The organism is Bradyrhizobium sp. USDA 223 (assembly GCF_044909005.1).
Taxonomy (GTDB): domain Bacteria; phylum Pseudomonadota; class Alphaproteobacteria; order Rhizobiales; family Xanthobacteraceae; genus Bradyrhizobium; species Bradyrhizobium yuanmingense.
Genome location: NZ_JBIYDR010000001.1, coordinates 5,388,143 through 5,407,658 on the forward strand (window position 1 = coordinate 5,388,143; position 19,516 = coordinate 5,407,658).

Here is a 19,516-nt window from a genome sequence, read left to right on the forward strand (position 1 = left end):
GTCCCCAATCGCTTTCTACAGGAGGCGCCTATGGTCCAGGTCTATTTTCACTGCTCCAACACCGAGGGCACGCTGATCGACCGCTACGGCGCCGCAGTCGCCAATCTGACCGAGGCGCGCGACCGCGCCGCTCAGATCATGAACTCGATGATCCAGACCCCCGGCGCAGAAGACTGGCGCGACTGGGTGATCCATGTCAGCGGCTCCGACGGCGAGGATCTGTTCGACCTCCCCTTCACCGCCCTGCTCGGCAAGCCGCATTGAGGTGATGCCATGTTGCTCGCTTCCCTGACCCTGCTGCGCCAGCCCCTCAGCTTCGTCGCCACCCGATGGCAGACGCTGATCCGCGTCGCGGGCAACCCCTATCGGCCCGAGCTGCACTACATGCGCGGACCCGGCCCGAAATGGCGCGCCAAGTACCAGGCCAGCCGGCTGGATCGCTCGCACTGAGGCGGCGCTTACCGCGCTTTTTCGGACATTTGTATCTTCCGTCATGGCCGGGCTTGTCCCGGCCATTCACGTTTTGGGGCGCGGATACGAAGACGTGGATGCTCGGGCCTCGCCTCGCCGAAGCGGCTTCGGCCGCACAGGCGGATCAAGCCCCGGGCATGACGGGCTTGGGGGCAGCCCCGCACCTCACTGCCAAGAGTATCGCATATGACTCGCGAGGGCGCCTGCGTGCACGCCTCGTCCTTCGCGACGGCGCTGACGCGCCTCCTCAGGATGAGGCTCCTTGGCATCAGTGTCCCGTGAAACTGCTGCCGCGCACTCCGCCCTCATCCTGGGGAGCCCGCCTCAAGCGGGCGTCTCGAAGGATGGCCGCAGCGAAAAGCTCTCATCCCGCGCCTGTTTCACACCAGCCATGCCGCGCCTGCCTTTGGATGTTCTCGTTGGCGGCAATGTGCCATTGTCCGCGCGCTTCGCCAGTCGCGGAGCCTCGCATTCAACGCAGCGAAGCCATCGACGAGCATCAAGACGACACCATGCCTCACCAGTTCAGCCTCAACCAGACCGTCCGCAAGCCCGCCGTCACCTCCAAGGGCGGCATCGTCGCGTCGCAATCGCGGCGGGCGGCCGAAGTCGGGGCGCAGGTGCTGGCCGCGGGCGGCGATTGCGTCGACGCAATCATCGCGACCACGTTTGCCCTCAACGTCCTGGAGCCCTGGAACAGCGGCATCGGCGGCGGCGGCGCGATGGTGCTCTACCGCGCCAAGGAAAATCGCTATGAGGTGATCGACTACGGCATGTGCGCGCCGCAAAGCCTGCGCACGGCCGATTATCCGCTCAGCGGCGAAGGTCCATCGTCCGACCTGTTTCCCTGGCCAAGGGTGAAGGACGATCGCAACATCCACGGCCCCGGCTCGATCGCCGTGCCCGGCGTCGTCGCCGGAATGGAAGAGGCGCACCGCCGCCATGCCAAAATGCCGTGGAAGGATCTGGTCGCGCCGGCAGCTCAGCTCGCCGGCGAAGGCCTGCTGGTCGATTGGTGGACGACGGTGACGATCGCGGGCTCGGCCGCCGATCTCAGGCGCTACTCCGCGAGCGCGGCCGCATATCTGAAGGACGGCCTGCCGCCGACCGCGCCCTGGGGCATCAAATTCGAGACGCGGCTGCCGCAGGACGCCCTGAAGGCGACGCTGTCACATCTTGCGGACGCGGGCGCGCGTGATTTCTATCAGGGCGATCTCGCCATGAGCATTGCTTCCGACATCAAGGCCGACGGCGGCTCGCTGTCGGTGGAGGATCTCGCTGCATTCCGCGCCCATCTGCGCGGGCCGCTGGCGATCCCCTATCGCGAAGGCAAGGTGTTCGCGACCCCCGAGCTCACCGCGGGCCCGACCATGGCGCATGCGCTGCGGCTGTTGCAGCAGAGCTTGACGCCGGCAGACGCGCCGGATGCCGGCGCCTATGTCGAATATGCGCTCGCCCTGCAGGCCGCCTTCCGCGAGCGTCTCAAGGATATGGGCGATGCCGACGGCAAGCGCTCGCTCGGCGCCGAATATCTGGCGCCGGCCTGCACCACGCATTTCTCGGCGGTCGACCGCCACGGCAACATCGCGGCGGTGACGCAGACGCTGCTCTCGTCCTTTGGCTCGCGATATGTGACACCGCACACCGGCATCACCATGAACAACGGCATCATGTGGTTCGACCCGACGCCTGATACCACCAACTCGCTGGCACCGGGCAAGCGCTGCCTCTGCAACTACACGCCCGTCATCGCAGAGACAAAGGACGGCAAGCGCCTCGCAATCGGCGCCTCCGGCGGCCGCCGCATCCTCCCCGCGGTGATGCAGCTTGTATCCTTCGCGATGGATTACGGCATGGACCTCGACGCTGCCATCCACCAGCCGCGCATCGACGCCAGTGAAGGCGCGGTGGTGATTGGCGATGCGCGCCTGCCGGCGGAGGTGCGCGAGGCGCTGGCCGCGCGCTTCGACTATGAAGAGACCCGGCTGCAGGCGGTGCCGCAGAAGTTCGCCTTCCCGAGCGTCGTGATGCGCGAGGGCGCGGTGAATTCCGGCGCGGTCGAGATTTTCCAACCCTGGGCCGATGCGGTGGCGGAGGCTTGACTCCGCTCGACATGCCAGCGCGCGTTGAGCTCCGGCGCGATTACGCATCCAGGCGAGCGTCACGACTCCTCCACATTCGCAGGGAACTTACCCATCCACCGTTCGTTCACTGAACGGACAAATGCGCTCGCCCCACTGGAGGACATCATGAAGAAACTTGCGCTCGCCGCCTCGCTGATCATTGCGGCCGGCTTCACATTGACGAGCCCCGCGCTGGCGAAGGGTGGGCATGGTCATGGCCACGGACATGGCCACAAGATCGGCCATCATCACCATGGCAAGTCATTCGGATGGTACCACGGTCGCAAGGTCGGCTGGCGCGGTCACGCGTGCCCGCCCGGACTGTGGAAGCAGGGTCGCTGCTAAAGCCGATCCAGGATTCAAGCAAGGCGTCGCTCCTCACCGAGCGGCGCCTTCTTCATATGCCGAGCCGGTCCCGGACCCGGCCCGCGATCACGGCGGTGGTCACGCCGACCGGCCAGAAAGCGTGCATCGGGATCGGCTTGATGCCCGTGATGGGCATGTCGATCTCGGCCTTGGCGCCGCCGATCAGGCGGCGGGCGAGTTGCGCGCCCATCGCAGTCGAAAGCGCGACACCGCGGCCATTGCAGCCGAGCGAGATCAAAACGCTCTCGGCGGGCTCGTGCACGTGGGGGTAATGATCCCCGGTGATGGCGAGCCGGCTGTTCCAGCCGTGGGTCCAGACGACGCCCTTGAGCTGCGGCCAGAGTCGCTCCGCATAACGCATGAGATAGGCGACGTCATGCGGCGACTTGATCCAGCGCATCGGGCCGCGCCCGCCCATCAACAGACGGTTCTGCTGATCGATGCGATAGTAGACCGTGATGTGGCCGCTCTCGTAGAGGACGGGGCGCGTCGGCATGATCGAACGGGCGACTGCGTCGGACAGCGGCGCGGTGGCGGCGATCGAGGAAAACACCGGCACGATGGTGCGGCGGAGGGCCGGCCAGAGATCGTCGGTGAAGCCGTTGGTGGCGAGCAGGACTTTATCCGCATGAACCACCGCGCGCGGCGTCTCGATGCGCCAGCGCGAGCCCTCGCGGCGTAGCGACAAGGCCGGCGTGTCGCCATGAATCTTCGCGCCCGCCGAAATCGCGGCGCGCGCAAGACCACGGGCGTAGCTCAGGGGATGCAGATCGCCGCCGCTTCTATCGAACATGGCGCCGATGTAACGATCGGTGCCGGTCATGTCGCGGAGCTGCTCGCGGTTTAGATAAGTCACCGGCATGCCGCGGCGGATGCATTGCTGCGCGGTCTTCTCGATCGCAGCGGCGCTGCTCTCATTGTAAGCCGCGCGCAAGGTGCCGTTCTGCCGCGCTTCGCACGGGATCTGGTAACGGCGGATCAGATCGTGCGTGAAGTTGGTCGTGCCGTAGGCGAACGCGATCATGCGGCGGCCGAGATCGCTGCCGAAATCGGCCTCGATCTTGTCGGGATCGTGCTTCAGGCCGGGATTGGTGTGGCCGCCATTGTTGCCCGACGCGCCCCAGCCCGGCTCCTGCGCCTCCAGCACCAGCGCCTCGACGCCCTGTTCGGCCAGATGCAGCGCGGTGGAAAGGCCGGTGTAGCCGCCGCCGACGATTGCGACCGAGACGCTCTTGTCGACATCGAGCGGCGGCGTGGCAACCGGCGCGACGGCAGTGTCGGCATAGAGCGAGGGCGGCAGAGGCAGGCGCGTCATGGCGAGTCCGGTCAGAGCGGATGCAGCACGCGGCGCAAGAAGTCCTGCGTCCGCGCGTGCTGCGGATGATTGAGCACCGATTTTGCCGGCCCCTGCTCGACAATGACGCCGCCATCGATGAACAGAACACGATCGGCGACGTCGCGCGCGAAGCCCATCTCGTGGGTGACGACGACCATGGTCATGCCGTCGTCGGCGAGCTTGCGCATGACGCCGAGGACGTCGCCGACCAGCTCGGGGTCGAGCGCCGAAGTCGGCTCGTCGAACAGGATCGCCTTCGGCTGCATCGCCAACGCCCGCGCGATGGCGACGCGCTGCTGCTGCCCGCCGGAAAGCTGCGGCGGATGCGCGTCGGCCTTTTCCGCAAGCCCGACCTGAGCGAGCAGCGCGCGGCCGCGCTCGAGCACCTGGGCGCGCGGCTCCTTCTTCACGTAGAGCGGACCTTCGACGACGTTCTCCAGCGCGGTGCGATGTGGAAACAAATTGAAGCGCTGAAACACCATCGAGACCTGGGTGCGGATGTTCACGATCGACGGCGCGTCGCGGTCGACCTTCAAGCTTTCGACGCTGATCTCGCCGCGGTCGTAGCTTTCGAGACCGTTGATACAGCGCAGGATGGTCGACTTGCCGGAGCCGGAGGGGCCGATGATGCAGACCACCTCGCCCTTCTCGACCGAGGCCGTGATGCCCTTGAGCACCTCGACCTTGCCAAAGCTCTTGTGGACGTCGTTCAGCTCGATCATCGCTTGCCGGCCCGCTTCTCGAAGTGACGGACCAAGAGGATCAGCGGAATGCTCATGGTGAGATACATCAGGGCGACCAGGGTGAACACGCTGGTGTTCTTGAACGTCGAGGACGCGATCAGCTTGCCCTGCAGCGCGAGCTCGGCGACCGTGATGGTCGAGGCCTGCGAGGAATCCTTCAGCATCATGATCATCACGTTGCCGTAAGGAGGCAGCACGATGCGCACCGCCTGCGGCAGCACCACGCGGCGCATGGTGAGCCACCAGCCCATGCCGATCGACTGCGCCGCCTCGATCTGCCCCTTGTCGATCGCCTCGATGCCGGCGCGGAAGTTTTCGGCCTGGTAGGCCGAATAGGCGATGCCGAGCCCGAGGATCGCGGCCTGCAACGCGCTGAGCGTAACGCCGAGATCGGGCATCACGAAGTAGAGGTAGAACAACAGCACGATGATCGGGATGCCGCGGATCACGTTGATCAGGCTGGCGCTGAGCATCGACAGCGCCTTGATGCCGGAGACCCGCATCATCGCCCAGACGAGGCCCAGCACCGTCGACAGCAGCAGCGAGCCGATCGTGACGATGATCGTCAGCGCGACGCCGTTCAGCAGGATCGGGAAGAACTCGACGGCGTCGCGCCAGAAGCCTTTCATCGGCAAGCCTTCACTAAGGAGCCTTCATCGGTCAGACGCTGACGATCAACCTTGTGCCTTCAGGCCCCATTTATCGAGGATCTTGTCGATGGTGCCGTTGGCTTTCAGCTTCGCCAGCGAAGCGTTGATCTTGCCGAGCAGTGCGCTCTCGCCCTTGCGCACGCCGATGCCGACAGAGCCGACCGTGACCGGCTTGTAGCCGTCGACCAGGCGCACCTCGGGGAAGCCGCCCTGCTTCAGATTGTAGGCGAGGATCGGATAATCGGCGTAGCCGGCCTTGAGGCGGCCAGTGTTCACGTCGCGCAGGATGTCCGGGATGGTGTCATAGGCCTTTACCTCGGCGAACAGCCCGGTCTTCTTCAGCGCGTCGACAAAGGCGGTGCCGACCTGGGCGCCGACGGTCTCGCCCTTCAGGTCCTCCTGCGTGGCGTAAGTCTTGGTGTCGGCCTTCGGCACCACCAGGCCTTCGCCATAGGTGTAGATCGGGTCGGAGAAGTCGACGACCTCCTTGCGCGGCGGCGTGATGAACATCGCAGCCGCAATGATGTCGATCTTGCTCGAGGTCAGCGAGGGGATCAGTGCCGAGAACTGCATCGGCTCGATCTGCACGTTGAAGCCGGCATCCTTGCCGACCTCGGTGATGAGGTCGACCATGATGCCCTGGATGGTGTTGGTCTTGGTGTCGAGGAAGGTGAAGGGAATGCCGGTCGGAGTCGAGCCGACCTTCAGAGTCTGTTGCGCCGAAGCCGGTGCGACTGCGGCGATGGCGAGCGCCGCAATTGCGGCCTGAACAAAACGCTTCATCGCATCCCCCTGTTGGGCCTGGCCGGCGGCGGCGCACACATGTCGCGATCAGACGTTGCGGGCCGGCCCGTTTCGGCCTATTTTCACCAATATGAAAATTTGGTCACACTTTTGCGAACGATGCAAGCAGTTTTCATGCACATGAAGGAAGCGGTTTGACGTGAGCGGTGGCAAAAGAATGCGCAAACCGGCCGCCGCCAAGCCGGCCAAGATAACGCCGGCCAAGGTGAAAGCCAAAGCCAAGCCGGCCGAGCCGGCGATGGACCTCGCGGTCGGTCGCCGCATCCGGGATCTCAGGCGGGCGAGGCAATTCTCGCTGGAGACGGTCGCCGCGCGCACGGAGCTGTCGATCGGCTTCCTCAGCCAGATCGAGCGCGGGCTGTCGTCGCCGTCGCTGCGGGTGCTGGCGACGCTTGCCGACGTGCTCGGTGTCGGCATCGCCGCATTGTTCGGCGCGAGCCCGAGCGCCGACGGCGCGTCGGATCAGGTGGTGACGCGCGGAGTGCAGCGGCCCGAATTGAAACTGTGGCGCACCGGCGTGTCCAAGCAATTGCTGAGCCCGGCGAGCAGCGACAACAAGCTCAATCTGTTTCTGGTGCATCTGGAGCCCGGCGGCTCCACCGGCGATGAGCTCTACACCCACGACGGCGAAGAGGCCGGGCTCGTGCTGGAAGGCGAGATGATGCTGACGGTGGACAGCCAGACGTGGTCGCTGAAGACGGGCGACAGTTTTAGATTTGCGAGCCGCAGGCCACACCGGTTTTCCAATCCGGCGCAGGATGCGAAGGCCGTGGTGCTGTGGGTGAATTGCGTGACGGGGGCGGGGTAGCTCTGTTATCAGACCGCGAACGCAACTCCATCGCCGTCATTGCGAACGTAGCGAAGCAATCCAGAGACTCACCGCGGAGACAGCCTGGATTGCTTCGTCGCAAGGGCTCCTCGCAATGACGCGGATAGAGCCTTAGCCGAACCGGTGCTTGTACCGCTCCACCGATAGCGCACTGACGTCGATGTCCGGCTTCTTGCCCGAGAGCATGTCGGCGAGCACGCGGCCCGAGCCGCAGGACATGGTCCAGCCCAGCGTGCCGTGGCCGGTGTTGAGGTGGAGGTTGGCGTAGTGGGTCCGGCCGATCACGGGCGGTCCATCCGGCGTCATCGGACGCAGTCCGCTCCAGAATGTCGCCTTGGACAGATCGCCGCCGCGCGGGAACAGGTCGGTCAGCGAATGATCGAGCGTGGCGCGGCGTGCGTCGTAGAGCTTGTCGGAATAGCCGGAGATTTCGGCGGTGCCGCCGACGCGGATGCGATTGCCGAGCCGGGTGATCGCGACCTTGTAGCTCTCGTCCATCACAGTCGATTCTGGCGCGCCGGAGGCGTCCTTGATCGGCACCGTGATCGAATAGCCCTTCACCGGATAGACCGGCAGCGAAATACCGAGCCGCGCCAGGAGCCGCGACGACCAGCTGCCGAGCGCGAGCACGTAAGCGTCCGCCTGCAGCAGGCCGGCGCTGGTGGCGACACCGCTGACGCGCGCGCCATCGGTGACGATACGGTCGATCGAGGTGTTGAACAGGAAGCGCACGCCGAGCGCCTGGGCGTGCCTCGCCAGCGCCTGCGTGAACATGTGGCAGTCACCGGTCTCGTCCTGCGGCAGGCGGAGCCCGCCGACGAACTTCTCCTTCACGCCGGCAAGTGCCGGCTCGACCGCAATGCAGCCCTCGCGGTTCAGCACTTCGAAGGGAACGCCGTATTGCTTGAGCACGGCGATGTCTTCGGCCGTGCCGTCGAGCTGGGCCTGGTAGCGAAACAGCTGCAGCGTGCCCTGCGAGCGCTCGTCATACTGAATGCCGATGTCGCGGCGCAGATCGCGTAAAGAGTCGCGGCTGTATTCCGCGATCGGGATCATCCGGCTCTTGTTGACTGCGTAGCGCGCGCTGGTGCAGTTGCGCAGCATCTTGAGCAGCCAGACCCACATGACCGGATCGAGCTTCGGCCGGATCACCAGCGGGCCGTGCTTCATCAACAGCCACTTGATCGCCTTCACCGGCACGCCGGGGCCGGCCCAGGGCGAGGAATAGCCGGGCGACACCTCGCCGGCATTGGCGAAGGAGGTCTCCAGTGCCGGCTCCGGCTGGCGGTCGACGACCGTCACCTCATGGCCGGCACGCGCGAGGTAGTAGGCAGAGGTGACACCGATGACACCGCTGCCGAGGATCAGAACTTTCACGCTTCGTCAAACTCCCGCGGCGCTCGCCGCTGCAAGGACACAACTCGCTGGCGGCGAGAGCAATTATCAGGCCACCTTCTTGATGGCGTCGCCGAGGATCGAGACCATCTGGTCGATATGGCTCTTCTCGACGATGAGCGGGGGCGACATCGCGAAGCTGTCACCGCTCATGCGCAGGTAAAGGCCGGTGTTGAAGCAGTCGACCATCACGTCATAGCCGCGCGCGCCGACGACGCCGTCGCGCGGCGCCAGCTCGACGGCGCCCATCAGGCCGCAATTGCGGATGTCGACGACGTTCGGCAGGCCTTTGAGCGAATGCAGCGCATCGCGCCAATATTCGGCAATCGAGGCACCGCGCGTCAGCAGGCCCTCGTCCTTGTAGATGTCGAGCGTGGCGATGCCGGCGGCGCAGGCGGTCGGATGCGCCGAGTAGGTATAGCCGTGGAACAGCTCCATCTGGTTCTCGGGACCGACCATCAATCCGTCATGCACCTTGCGGCTCGCGAACACGGCGCCGCAGGGAATGGTGCCGTTGGTGATGCCCTTCGCGGTGGTCATCAGGTCCGGCGTGACGCCGAAGAAGTTGGCGGCGAACGGCGTGCCGAGGCGGCCGAAGCCGGTGATGACCTCGTCGAAGATCAGGAGGATGCCGTGCTTGTCGCAGATCTCGCGCAGGCGCTGCAGATATCCCTTCGGCGGCGGCAGCACCGCGGTCGAGCCCGGCACCGGCTCGACGATGACGGCGGCGATGGTCTCGGCGCCGTGCAACGCGACCAGACGCTCGAGATCGTCGGCGAGCTCGGCGCCGTGCTCGGGCTGGTCCTTGGCGAAGGCGTTACGGGTGAGATCGTGGGTATGGCGGATGTGGTCGACGCCCGGCAGCAGGGTCGCAAACGCACGACGATTGGCAACCATGCCGCCGACCGAGGTGCCGCCGAAGCCGACGCCGTGATAGCCGCGCTCGCGGCCGATCAGGCGGGTGCGGCTGGCCTGGCCGTTGGCGCGGTGATAGGCGAGCGCGATCTTCAGCGCGGTATCGACCGACTCGGAGCCGGAATTGGTGAAGAAGATGCGGTCGAGACCCTTGGGCGCGATCTCGGCAAGGCGCTCGGCGAAGTCGAATGCCAGCGGATGGCCCATCTGGAAGGACGGCGCGAAGTCCAGCGTCATCAGCTGGCGCTCGACGGCGGCGGCGATCTGCTTGCGGCCGTGGCCGGCATTGGCGCACCAGAGCCCGGCGGAGCCGTCGATCACCTTGCGGCCGTCGACGGTGGTGTAATGCATGCCCTCGGCCGAGGAGAACAGGCGCGGCGCCTTCTTGAACTGTCGATTGGCCGTGAACGGCATCCAGAACGAGTCGGTCTTGATAGTGTTCGGAATCTGATGAAGGGTCACGGCCGCGCTCCTTTGCTGACCCGCCAGCAGAGCCACGGCTTGGAAACCGCAACAAGTCCTTTTCTGATGACCTGCAAGCCATTGATTTGACTGGGGCTGCCGGTCCATATTTGCGCGATCCGCAACACCTGCAACACGGGACTTGGGCATGAGCGTCGACATCGGTGGACGGCTGCGATTCATCCGGGCCCGTCACAAGCTGTCGCAGCGCGAGCTCGCCAAGCGCGCCGGCGTCACCAATTCGACGATCTCGCTGATCGAATCCAACCAGATGAACCCGTCGGTCGGCGCGCTCAAGCGCATCCTCGACGGCATCCCGATGGGCCTAGCCGAGTTCTTCGCCTTGGAGCCGGAGTCCAGGCGCAAGATCTTCTACCGCGCCGAGGAGCTCACCGAGGTCGGCAAGAAGCCGATCTCCTATCGGCAGGTCGGCGACAATCTGTTCGGCCGCAGCCTGCAGATCCTCAAGGAGCGCTACGAGCCCGGCAGCGACACCGGGCGCGTCCATCTCGTCCATGACGGCGAGGAGGGCGGCATCGTGATCTCAGGCAAACTCGAAGTCACGGTCGAGGACGAGCGCCGCATCCTCAATCCCGGCGATGCCTATTATTTCGAGAGCCGCCGCCCGCATCGCTTCCGCTGCGTCGGCGGCAAGCCCTGCGAGGTGATCTCGGCCTGCACGCCGCCGACGTTCTGACGCGAGATCGGCGCGTCCGGTGCGGCTCATTCACCTCTCCCGCTTGCGGGAGAGGTCGCGCCCACCGGGTAGCGCCGAAGGCGCGCCCGATGACAAGCTCCGGCGCGGGTGAGGACTCTTTCCTCTGGGGGATTGTCCCATTGCGGAGACACCCTCTCCCCGACCCTCTCCCGCAAGCGGGAGAGGGAGCGCACCTCCGTCGCTGCAGCGATGTGGCCCATTTCAATCGCGCTTCAGCGCTGCGTCAGCAACTCCTCGATCCGGATCGGGAATTTGCGCACGCGCACGCCAGTTGCGTGCCAGACCGCATTGGCGACCGCGCCGGCGCTGCCGGTGATGCCGATCTCGCCGACACCCTTGATGCCAAGCGCATTCACGTGCGGATCGTGCTCCTCGACGGTGATGACGTCGAGCGGCGGCACATCGGCATTCACCGGGATGTGGTACTCGCCGAGATTGGAATTCATGATCCGTCCGCTGCGCCGGTCTGTGACGGCCTCCTCATGCAGCGCGAAGGACATGCCCCAGATCATGCCGCCGAACAGCTGGCTCTGCACCATGCGCGGATTGATGATGCGGCCGGCGGCGAAGGCGCCGACCATGCGACTGACGCGGACCTGGCCGAGCTCGGGATCGACCTTTACCTCGGCGAACACTGCGCCGTGGGCATGCATCGCATATTGCTCCATCGCCGCAGCGTTCGCCGCGCCGGTGCCGCGCGCCTCGATCTCGGCAACGCCCGCGCGCGCCAGAATCCCGGCATAGCTCTCGCTGCGGCTCTCGTCGTCGCGGCGGATCAGCCTGCCGTCGCGCGCGATCACGCCGGCATTGCCGGCGCCGAACAGCGGCGAGCGCTCGTCGCTGGTGGCGAGATCGGCGAGCTTTCCGATCACGGCCGCGCCGGCGCTGTGGATCGCAGCGCCCGCCGTTGCGGTGTGCGCCGAGCCGCCCGCGATGCCGGCGTCGGGCAGGTCGGACGTGCCGGACTTGAAGTCGAGCCGGTCGATGTCGAGGCCGACGGCATCGGCCGCGATCTGCGCCAGCGCCGTCCAGGCGCCCTGCCCCATGTCGTGCGCGCCGATCTCCATCACGCCGGAGCCGTCGCGGCGGATCGCCGCGCGCGCCTCGGCTTGGAACATCAGCGCCGGGAAGGTCGCCGTGCCCATGCCCCAGCCGACCAGGAGGCCGGCATCGTCGCGCATCTGTCGCGGCTGCAGCGGACGCTTGGCCCAGCCGAAGCGCGCGGCGCCCTGCTCGTAGCAGGCCCGCAGCGCCTTGGAGGAGAAAGGCCGGCCCGTCATCGGCTCGACCTCGGCGTAGTTTGCGAGGCGGAAGGCGAGCGGATCCATGCCGCAGGCCCACGCCATCTCATCGATCGCGCTCTCGAGCGCGATCGAGCCGGTCGCCTCGCCCGGCGCTCGCATGAACAGCGGCGTGCCGGTGTTGACGCGCACGGCATCGTGCGAAGTGCGGATCGCGGGCGCCGCATAGAGCGTGTGCGAGGCGTCGGCGGCAGGCTCGTAGAAATCGTCGAAGGTGCTCGACACAGTTCGGGCGTGATGATCGAGCGCAGTCAGACGCCCCTCGCCATCGGCGCCGAGGCGGAGGCGCTGGCGCGTCGGCGCGCGGTGGCCGACCGGGCCATACATCTGCTCGCGGCGCAGCACCAGCTTGACCGGCCTGCCGACCAGCTTCGCGGCCATGACGCCGAGGATCTGCGGCCCGGTCAGGAAGCCCTTCGAACCGAAACCGCCGCCGAGGAACGGGCTGCGGATGTGAATCTTCTCCGGCGCGAGGCCGAACAGCTCGGCGACGCGGCCGCGAGCCATCACCATGGCCTGGCTCGGCGTGTCCAAGAAGAGCTTGTCACCATCCCAGCGCGCCACGATCGCGTGCGGCTCCATGGCATTGTGATATTGCGGCGGCGTCTCGTAGATCGCGTCGATCTGCTTGTCGGCCGCGGCGAGGCCCGCCTCGACATCGCCGCGATGGCTTTCCGTGGGATTACCGACGCCGACGACCGGCGGCACGAAGCTCTCGCCGGCATCGAGGCCGACGAGCGCAGGCTGCACCTCGTAAGCCGGGGCCAGCAGCGCCGCACCTTCCGTCGCGGCCTCCAGCGTCTCGGCGATCACGACCGCAATCGCCTGATTGGCGTAGCGGATATCGTTGCTCTGCAACACCTCCATCCGGAACACGAACGGATTGGTCTTGAGGTCGGGGTCGATCGCGAGCGCTGGTTTGTGGTCGGGCGTCATGACGTCGACGACGCCGGGATGGCGCTTTGCGGCAGCGACATCGAGCGAGACCACACGGCCTCGCGCGATGCTCGAGACGGCCATCACCGCAAACAACATGCCGGGTGGATGGTTGTCGGCGGCGTAAGTCGCCTGCCCCGTCACCTTGAGGATGCCGTCACGGCGGGTCAGCGGCTGGCCGATATTCGAGCCGTGCCGCAGATGCGCGGGCGCACTGGTCAAATTGAGCTCAGACATGGAGGGCTCCGGAGGTCGTGGCAAAGGGAGAGGCCGGCAGCGCGGGGATACGCGCAGGCGTCCCGGCGGCGGCCAAGGTCAGCGCGCGCACGACGATGCGGCGCGCGAGCTCGATCTTGAAGGCGTTGTCGCCCGATGGCTTCGCGCCCTCGAGCGCACGCCGGGCTGCCTCCTGGAACGCGTCGGCGGTCGGCGCGACGCCCTTGAGGACGTCTTCCGCTCCGCGTGCGCGCCAGGGCTTTGCAGCGACGCCGCCGAGCGCGAGCCGCGCCTGTGCGATTCTGCCGTTCTCGATCCGCAGCGCAGAAGCGGCCGAGACGACGGCAAAGGCATAGGAGGTGCGCTCGCGGACCTTGAGGTAACGCGCATGCGCGGAAAATCCGCGTGCGGCAGGCGGCAGGCGCACCGCGACGATGAGATCGCCAGGCTCGAGCACGGACTCACGCTCGGGCGCATCGCCGGGCAGGCGATGCAGCTCGTCGAGCGCGACATCGCGCCGGCCGCCCCTGCCCTCGATCTCGACGATGGCATCGAGCGCGACCAGCGGCACGCAGAAGTCGGAGGGGTGCGTAGCGATGCAGCTCTCGCTCCAGCCGAGCACGGCATGGCTGCGGTTCTCACCGTCGCGCGCGTCGCAGCCGGAGCCCGACTCGCGCTTGTTGCAGCGGCTGGCGGTGTCGTAGAAATACGCGCAGCGCGTCCGCTGCAACAAATTGCCGCCGACGGTGGCGGCATTGCGCAATTGAGCCGACGCTCCCGAGAGCAGCGCTTCGGCCACCGCCGGATAGGACCGCGCGAACTCCGCATCATGGGCGAGATCGGCATTGCGCACCAAGGCGCCGATGCGCAAGGACCCGTCCGCGAGAGTCTCGATTCCGTCGAGCCCATCGAGATGTGTGACGTCGACCAGCCGGTCCGGACGGCTGACGCCGCCCTTCATTAGGTCGAGCAGGTTGGTGCCCGCGGCGAGGTAGACCGCGCCCGGCTGGGCCGCGGCAGCAACGGCTTCAGTGACCGTGGCCGGCCTGACATAATCGAACTGTTTCATGCGGAGCGCCTCTGATTGGTCTCGTCCATCTGCCCTTGCGCTTCCAGCACGGCATCGACGATGCCGACGTAAGCGCCGCAGCGGCACAGATTGCCGCTCATGCATTCGCGGATGCGTTCCGGATCGTTGCCGGCTTGCGCCTCCTTGATCATGCCGATCGCGCTCATGATCTGGCCAGGCGTGCAGAAGCCGCACTGGAAGCCGTCATGGGCGATGAAGGCGGCCTGCACCGGATGCAGCTGGTCGCCGCGCGCGAGGCCTTCGATGGTGAGGATGTCGGCGCCGTCATGGCTGATGGCGAGCGCGAGACAGGAATTGATGCGCTTGCCGTCGACGAGAATGGTGCAGGCGCCGCACTGGCCGCGGTCGCACCCCTTCTTGGTTCCGGTCAGATCGAGGCGCTCACGCAGGAGATCGAGCAGCGTGACGCGCGGATCGTCGAGGACGAAGTCGCGCCGTGCACCGTTCACGGTGAGGCTGATGGAGTGGTTCATACAAGGCTCCGATCAGAAATGGACATGAGTCATCGCGCAGCGGCCACCGCCGTGGCCGCCGTCGATTGCGCGCCTTCCGATCACGATGCGGCCGGCGCTCGATCGAAGATACGGAGGCTGCCTCCGCTTAACAAGGTCGGTGCGGAAAAATCTGGAATTCGTCAAAAGCCCGTGCGTCACCAACGCGATAAGGCGACCAATGGGTTCAATCTAACCAATTCGTGATCTACATTGCGCGCCATGGACGACCACACCGATCAGACCCGAAAGCCCCGCGCCGACGCCGTGCGCAATCGCGAGCGCGTGCTCGAAGCGGCCAAGCTGGTGTTCAGCGCCGGCGGTTCGGAGGCGAGCCTGGAAGCGGTGGCGAAGCGGGCCGGCGTCGGCATCGGCACGTTGTATCGGCATTTTCCGACGCGCGAGGCCTTGTTCGAGGCGGTGTACCGCCGCGAGGTCGAGCAGCTCAGCGAGCTGGCCGAGCAGTTGAAGAATGCCAGGGACCCGGTCGAGGCGCTGCGGCGCTGGCTGCGCTCAGGGGTCGAGTTCGTTGCGACCAAGAAGGGGATGATGGCAGCGCTCGCGCTCGCGGTGCAGAGCGGGTCGGAGTTGCATGCCTTCTCCTTCGAGCGTCTGACCAAGGCGATCGGCTCGCTGCTGGACCGGGCGGTCGCAGCCGGCGAGATGCGCGCCGACATCAACCCGGAGGATCTGCTGCGCGCCTTCTTCGGCATGTGCTATGTGCACGACCAGCCCGGCTGGCAAGCGACGGCGCTGCGCCTGCTCGACGTGTTCGTCGACGGCTTGCGCGTGCCACCGCCCGGCAAGGCCAAGGCGCGCGCAGCCAAGGCGACGAAGCCCGCGATGAAGCGGAAGCGCTAGGCGCGTGTACTCATAAAAGGAAAGTCGGGTCCTGCGGGCGGAGCGGAAATCTGCTGATCGGCCGGAGCATCGTGGCTTGTGACCCAAACATTCTGGCCAGAGCCAAAATCGGACAACTCCTCGTCACACGCCAGCGGCAAAGTACCACACTCTAGAGTGCAGGGTTGTGCGCGCCAGTTAATACACGCTTAGCCTTAGTCCAGTTTAGTCCGCTCGTTGCTGCTTGCACCCGAGGCCGTATGAGTCTGTGGTCTTTCTTGTAAGAGTCGGATATGAAAATCAAACTTGCCATTGCAGCATTTGCAGTCCTCGGTGTCGCTGTTCTCGGTTATGCTTACGTGCGCAGCTATCCGCCGTTCACGTCTCAATTTGTGCAAACCTGCGAAAACGCGATTCAAGAGCGGCTGACGGATCCCTCCACCTATCAACGGATCGACCTGGAAGACTCCAGAAGAACGATCACGTGGGACGAATTTTTCGCCGAGCCGGAACGGGCCGTACCCGAGTCAACCAGAAGATTCATGATGCAATCAGCACGCCACCTGCCGGTTCAGTATGAGGCGGTGATCGATTACCAAGCTCAGGATTCCGTCGGCGCCATCATGCGAGAAAGGGCATCATGTACATTCAACTCGCTCACTGGCAGCGATGCGCCGACTCGTACGTTTTGGGTGAAGATCGATGGCGAACGCAATCTGGAGTGGGCCGCCAGGCAGCCCAACGCCGCAACGCTGCACCGACGCTTGGTGAAAAATCTGTGATGCGGCGGGCCGGCTATTGGCCCGATCAACCCTTCGATTAAAACGCCAATGCTGGGCAGGATGATTTCGGCCATCGGCACTAAACAGGGTCGCGCCATTTCAACGCGCGTCGCAGGAACAGCAAAGCCACAATGATTGGGAGGTCGGCGAGCCAGAGCAAAGCTGGAACGGGCGACTGATTGTGGATGTGGGCAATGTACAACACGAGGCCCAACAGGACAGTAACCAGCTCGTTCGACACCCAATACAACGGCGAGTGCCCAGTCCCGTTGCTGCGAGTTCAGCAGCTCGTTCGCGTGCTTTTGCGGCGCGCCACCAACAAAAGCCCGAAGAATGCAAGGCCGCAAGCTGACCGATATATTCGGCAACCGAATTTACGATTCGAAGTCCAGCGCCGACGGCACTGCTATCGCGCTTGATGGATATGGTTATCGCTGGTTTTGCCTCGACTGAGCCAATGACCGCGATTCATCGCCAGTCGCCGCGACAAGGCGCGGCGACTGAGGCATCGAGCACCAAGCCCCCAGTCGGCCGGATCAAACCCGACAGCATCCAATGAGAGCCGGTCAATCAGTTCAGCTGTCCTGACGCGCCGCTGGCGTTATAGGCCACCTCGCCCTTCCCAGTAAGTTGGCGTCCCATAATACCGATGGGTTCGCGTTTCCCAATCCCGATCTTCCCAGGAGTCATCGCTGAACTCAGGCGCATCCCTCAGTTGTTGCTCGGTGATATTGGTTCGAAAACCGTCAAGCGACGTGTCATATTTCAGAGCGCCCCAGGGAATCGGGTAGTGGCTGTGACCCAAGCCCACAAATCCACCAAAGCTCATGACCGCATAAGCCACGCGGCCTGACACCTTGTCGATGATGAGGTGATCAATCTCGCCGATATTCGTCCCATCTGCTCCATAGACCTCGGTTCCCTCAATGTCCTCGCTTGAGATGCAGTGATGATCCGGATGTGCTGTTGCACGGGCCATGACTTTGCTCCTTGGTAAGGTGGTTTTGCCGGCTTAACTCGGCCGTCGCGGAGCCGTTCCTGCCTTAGGAGAACATGTCGCAGCTGCCTGCTGCTGCGCCGCTGTCCCGGATGAGCGGCACCTGGAGCGTTCAAACCCAGCGCGTGATATCTGAGTACACGCCCTGGCGGCACAGAGTGCTAGCATCGCCTCCGCCGGGATCTCAACGCGGAGCCTGCCATGCGCATCGCAGCCTTGCTGATCGCTCTCATTGTTGCCTGTCATCATTCAGCGTTTGCCGGCGATATCGCGGCGGCCCAAAGCGTTATCCGCGCCCAGGAGCAGGCCTTCGTTCGCGACGATGCAGCGGCGGCCTATTCCTATGCGGCACCGGCGATCAAGGAGACCTTTCCCGCACCCGACATCTTCATGTCCGTGGTGCGAAACGGCTACGCGCCGGTCTATCGTCACAAGAGTTTCGAATTTGGCGAGAGCAAGACCGATGGCGGCTGGATCGCCCAGCGCGTTCATATCATCGATGCCAATGGCGAGGTCTGGGAGGCACTCTACACGCTCGAGCAGCAGGGCGACGGCAGCTACAAGATCACCGGCTGCTCGCTGCTGAAGGCGGGACAATCGGTTTAAAGCACGATCCGGACCCGGAGGGCCGCGTTAGCGCAAAGTGTGTAGCGGTTTTCCGAAAAGATCATGCTCAAACTTCAAGTGGCAAAGCTCGGGCCGGTCTTGACCGAGCCCGTCCGCGCGCGGATCAAGAGCAGCACGACGATGCCGATGTTCAGCGCGTTCCATGCCACGCCGTTGGCGAACGCCGCGGCGTAGGAGCCGGTGGCATCGAAGATGACGCCGGACACCCAGCCGCCGAAGGACATGCCGAACACGGACGCAAAGATCACGATGCCGACGCGGGTCGCGGCCTCGCTCGCCGGCATCGCCTCGCGCACGATGATCGCGTAGCTCGGCACGATGCCGCCCTGGAACAGGCCGAACATCGCGGAGATCAGATAGAGCGAGGTCAGGCTGTCGAAGAACAGATAGAACACAAGCGCAAAGCCCTGCGCCAGCGATCCCACCAGCAGCGTGTAGATGCCGCCGATCTTGTCGGCGAGGTAGCCCGAGCCGATCCGGCTGACGATGCCGCAGCCCATCATCAGGGACAGCATCTCGGCGCCGCGCGCGACTCCATAACCGAGATCGCCGCAATAGGCGACGATGTGCACCTGCGGCATCGCCATCGCCACGCAGCAGGAGATGCTGGCGATCGAGAGCAGCACCGTCAGCGTATTCGTCGACAGCCTGAGATCGACCCGCGGCGGCGGCGCGTTGGCATGGTCGTGGACAGTGTCGCGCCCCATCTGCGCGCGCAGGATCAGCACCAGCACCGTCATCAGGCCGGCGCAGACGATGCCTATGCCGATATGGGTGTAACGCCAGCCGATGTCCTGCGTGCCCCAGCTCACGATCGGCGGCCACATCGCGCCGGCGACGTAATTGCCGCTGGCGACTATGGTCACGGCAAGACCGCGATAGCGCTCGAACCAGTGCGAGGCTTCGGCCATCAGCGGCGCAAAGGTCGCCGACGTCCCGAGCCCGATGAAGAAATAAGCCGCCACGAACTGCCAGAGCTGGCCCGACAGGCCCGCGAGCACATTGGCGACGCCGAGGAAGGCGATGCTGATCGCCATCGCCGGAACGATGCCGAACCGGTCGGTGATCTTGCCGGCGATCACGCCGCCAAGCCCGAAGCCGAACATCATGAGGGTGAAAGCCAGCGAAACCGCGCCGCGCGTGGCTCCGAATTCGGCCTGCACCACGGGAATCACGACCACGACCGCCCACATGCCGACGGCCCCGATCGAGCCGATCAGGAGGGCAATGACGAGCCGCACCCAGGCCTGACGGGAGTCAGGGGTGAAGGCGTCAGGTGTTTGCCCTGGATGATTTGGCGCGTGCACGAGCAGGACCATGTTCGCGGACCGCCGCATGGTCAACCATCTTGCCGCGATATTGGGCATGCGCGGTGCGCTGCGGTAAGAAGCTCTTGGCGAATGTGTCTTTTGCCATTAGTTTGC

Annotated in this window: 20 protein-coding genes; 9 read left to right on the forward strand and 11 right to left on the reverse strand. The window is 65.2% G+C overall.

The genetic code is table 11. The annotated features are described in order from the left end of the window. Positions 1-30: 30 nt before the first annotated feature. The 4 genes from ABIA40_RS24995 (at position 31) to ABIA40_RS25010 (ending at position 2,939) form a co-directional block, all read left to right on the forward strand. Complete coding sequence (locus ABIA40_RS24995) at positions 31-264, forward strand: DUF6894 family protein (RefSeq protein WP_157285260.1); 234 nt, start codon at positions 31-33, stop codon at positions 262-264. 9 nt (positions 265-273) lie between these two features. Beyond that, positions 274-450, forward strand: a complete 177-nt coding sequence (locus ABIA40_RS25000) for a hypothetical protein (protein ID WP_198399843.1) — start codon at positions 274-276, stop codon at positions 448-450. 533 nt (positions 451-983) lie between these two features. Beyond that, the gene (locus ABIA40_RS25005; protein ID WP_404543691.1) at positions 984-2,573 is read left to right on the forward strand and encodes a gamma-glutamyltransferase family protein; all 1,590 of its coding nucleotides are present in this window, start codon (positions 984-986) and stop codon (positions 2,571-2,573) included. Positions 2,574-2,720: 147 nt separating this feature from the next. Continuing rightward, the gene (locus ABIA40_RS25010; protein WP_198399845.1) at positions 2,721-2,939 is read left to right on the forward strand and encodes a hypothetical protein; all 219 of its coding nucleotides are present in this window, start codon (positions 2,721-2,723) and stop codon (positions 2,937-2,939) included. Positions 2,940-2,991: 52 nt separating this feature from the next. Here ABIA40_RS25010 and ABIA40_RS25015 read toward each other — a convergent pair whose 3' ends face one another. The 4 genes from ABIA40_RS25015 to ABIA40_RS25030 are packed head-to-tail and all read right to left on the reverse strand — an operon-like array spanning position 2,992 to position 6,472. Continuing rightward, positions 2,992-4,275 (reverse strand): NAD(P)/FAD-dependent oxidoreductase, encoded by a 1,284-nt coding sequence (locus ABIA40_RS25015; protein WP_404543693.1) that lies wholly within the window; start codon positions 4,273-4,275, stop codon positions 2,992-2,994. A gap of 11 nt (positions 4,276-4,286) precedes the next feature. Beyond that, positions 4,287-5,018, reverse strand: coding sequence for an amino acid ABC transporter ATP-binding protein (locus ABIA40_RS25020; protein ID WP_404543695.1), 732 nt, complete (start codon positions 5,016-5,018; stop codon positions 4,287-4,289). After that, positions 5,015-5,668, reverse strand: coding sequence for an amino acid ABC transporter permease (locus ABIA40_RS25025; protein WP_024341720.1), 654 nt, complete (start codon positions 5,666-5,668; stop codon positions 5,015-5,017). The genes ABIA40_RS25020 and ABIA40_RS25025 overlap by 4 nt, the downstream gene beginning before the upstream one ends. A 45-nt stretch (positions 5,669-5,713) precedes the next feature. Further along, positions 5,714-6,472, reverse strand: coding sequence for an ABC transporter substrate-binding protein (locus tag ABIA40_RS25030; RefSeq protein WP_404543697.1), 759 nt, complete (start codon positions 6,470-6,472; stop codon positions 5,714-5,716). Between the two features lie 178 nt (positions 6,473-6,650). Between ABIA40_RS25030 and ABIA40_RS25035 the strand changes: the two genes are divergently transcribed. Further along, positions 6,651-7,301, forward strand: coding sequence for a helix-turn-helix domain-containing protein (locus ABIA40_RS25035; RefSeq protein ID WP_404543700.1), 651 nt, complete (start codon positions 6,651-6,653; stop codon positions 7,299-7,301). Positions 7,302-7,433: 132 nt separating this feature from the next. Here ABIA40_RS25035 and ABIA40_RS25040 read toward each other — a convergent pair whose 3' ends face one another. Further along, the gene (locus tag ABIA40_RS25040; RefSeq protein WP_404543702.1) at positions 7,434-8,699 is read right to left on the reverse strand and encodes a D-amino acid dehydrogenase; all 1,266 of its coding nucleotides are present in this window, start codon (positions 8,697-8,699) and stop codon (positions 7,434-7,436) included. A 66-nt stretch (positions 8,700-8,765) separates the two neighbouring features. Next, positions 8,766-10,094, reverse strand: coding sequence for an aspartate aminotransferase family protein (locus tag ABIA40_RS25045; protein ID WP_404543704.1), 1,329 nt, complete (start codon positions 10,092-10,094; stop codon positions 8,766-8,768). 148 nt (positions 10,095-10,242) lie between these two features. Between ABIA40_RS25045 and ABIA40_RS25050 the strand changes: the two genes are divergently transcribed. Continuing rightward, on the forward strand, positions 10,243-10,791 hold the full coding sequence (locus tag ABIA40_RS25050) for a cupin domain-containing protein (protein ID WP_018646206.1): 549 nt from the start codon (positions 10,243-10,245) through the stop codon (positions 10,789-10,791). Between the two features lie 233 nt (positions 10,792-11,024). Here the strand turns inward: ABIA40_RS25050 and ABIA40_RS25055 are convergent, their stop codons facing one another. Genes ABIA40_RS25055 through ABIA40_RS25065 form a run of 3 tightly spaced genes read right to left on the reverse strand, consistent with a single transcriptional unit; the run spans position 11,025 to position 14,828 of the window. After that, complete coding sequence (locus ABIA40_RS25055) at positions 11,025-13,286, reverse strand: xanthine dehydrogenase family protein molybdopterin-binding subunit (protein ID WP_404543706.1); 2,262 nt, start codon at positions 13,284-13,286, stop codon at positions 11,025-11,027. Further along, a complete protein-coding gene (locus tag ABIA40_RS25060) occupies positions 13,279-14,334 on the reverse strand; it encodes a xanthine dehydrogenase family protein subunit M (protein ID WP_271538790.1) in 1,056 nt (351 codons plus the stop codon). The genes ABIA40_RS25055 and ABIA40_RS25060 overlap by 8 nt, the downstream gene beginning before the upstream one ends. Beyond that, positions 14,331-14,828, reverse strand: coding sequence for a (2Fe-2S)-binding protein (locus ABIA40_RS25065; protein ID WP_271538792.1), 498 nt, complete (start codon positions 14,826-14,828; stop codon positions 14,331-14,333). The genes ABIA40_RS25060 and ABIA40_RS25065 overlap by 4 nt, the downstream gene beginning before the upstream one ends. 240 nt (positions 14,829-15,068) lie before the next feature. Between ABIA40_RS25065 and ABIA40_RS25070 the strand changes: the two genes are divergently transcribed. Both ABIA40_RS25070 and ABIA40_RS25075 read left to right on the forward strand, forming a co-directional pair. Continuing rightward, complete coding sequence (locus ABIA40_RS25070) at positions 15,069-15,707, forward strand: TetR/AcrR family transcriptional regulator (RefSeq protein ID WP_404543710.1); 639 nt, start codon at positions 15,069-15,071, stop codon at positions 15,705-15,707. A gap of 272 nt (positions 15,708-15,979) precedes the next feature. Next, positions 15,980-16,468, forward strand: coding sequence for a hypothetical protein (locus ABIA40_RS25075; protein WP_404543712.1), 489 nt, complete (start codon positions 15,980-15,982; stop codon positions 16,466-16,468). Positions 16,469-17,069: 601 nt separating this feature from the next. Here ABIA40_RS25075 and ABIA40_RS25080 read toward each other — a convergent pair. Further along, positions 17,070-17,447, reverse strand: a complete 378-nt coding sequence (locus ABIA40_RS25080) for a PRC-barrel domain-containing protein (RefSeq protein WP_074448090.1) — start codon at positions 17,445-17,447, stop codon at positions 17,070-17,072. A gap of 219 nt (positions 17,448-17,666) precedes the next feature. On the opposite strand from ABIA40_RS25080, the gene ABIA40_RS25085 reads away from it, so the two are divergent. Next, positions 17,667-18,071, forward strand: a complete 405-nt coding sequence (locus ABIA40_RS25085; protein ID WP_271538797.1) for a DUF4864 domain-containing protein — start codon at positions 17,667-17,669, stop codon at positions 18,069-18,071. Positions 18,072-18,145: 74 nt separating this feature from the next. Here ABIA40_RS25085 and ABIA40_RS25090 read toward each other — a convergent pair whose 3' ends face one another. Further along, positions 18,146-19,411, reverse strand: coding sequence for an MFS transporter (locus tag ABIA40_RS25090; RefSeq protein ID WP_271538855.1), 1,266 nt, complete (start codon positions 19,409-19,411; stop codon positions 18,146-18,148). Positions 19,412-19,516 lie beyond the last annotated feature (105 nt).